Source organism: Mesorhizobium sp. Cs1299R1N3 (assembly GCF_037179625.1).
Taxonomy (GTDB): Bacteria; Pseudomonadota; Alphaproteobacteria; order Rhizobiales; family Rhizobiaceae; genus Mesorhizobium; species Mesorhizobium salmacidum.
The window spans coordinates 1-588 of the sequence record NZ_JAPYKQ010000053.1; the positions used below are offsets into that span (position 1 = coordinate 1).

1 protein-coding gene is annotated in these 588 nt (G+C 61.2%); it reads right to left on the reverse strand.

What is annotated here, in order from left to right:
• A partial coding sequence (locus O7B34_RS31915; protein ID WP_337149716.1) for an exodeoxyribonuclease III occupies positions 1-580 on the reverse strand: 580 nt, incomplete at its 3' end.
• Positions 581-588 lie beyond the last annotated feature (8 nt).

Here is a 588-nt window from a genome sequence, read left to right on the forward strand (position 1 = left end):
GGTGGATGCGGCGGACGGCATCGATCCAACCATTCCCGAGCATTTCGGCGTAGGCTTGCCGGCTCTCCGGAAAGTACACCGCGTCCCCTAGCCATCGTTGGGGCACGACGGCGTCGATTGCGGTTGGAACAACGTTGTAGTCGCCGCAGAGAATGCTAGCGCCGTCCGTGACCAGCAGCCGGCCGTAGCTGATCAGGCGATCGAACCAGCGGAGCTTGTAGTCGAATTTTGGACCTGGCGCCGGGTTGCCGTTGGGCAGGTAGAGACAACCCACAACAAGCCCATTCACCTCGGCCTCGATGTAGCGGCTGTGCGTGTCGTCTGGATCCCCGGGCAGCCCGCGCCGACGTTCCAGTGGTTCTGCTCCCCAAGCGAGAATAGCGACCCCGTTGTAAGATTTCTGGCCGTGCCAGATTGCGCCGTAACCGACGCCCCTGATCGCGTCGGCAGGGAACTTGTCGTCGGATGTCTTGAGCTCTTGAAGGCAGACGATGTCGTACGCGGTTTCATCCAGCCATTTGAGCAGCACGGGCAGGCGGCCGTTGACGCCGTTCACGTTGAAGGTAGCGATGCGGGTCATTTGAACTT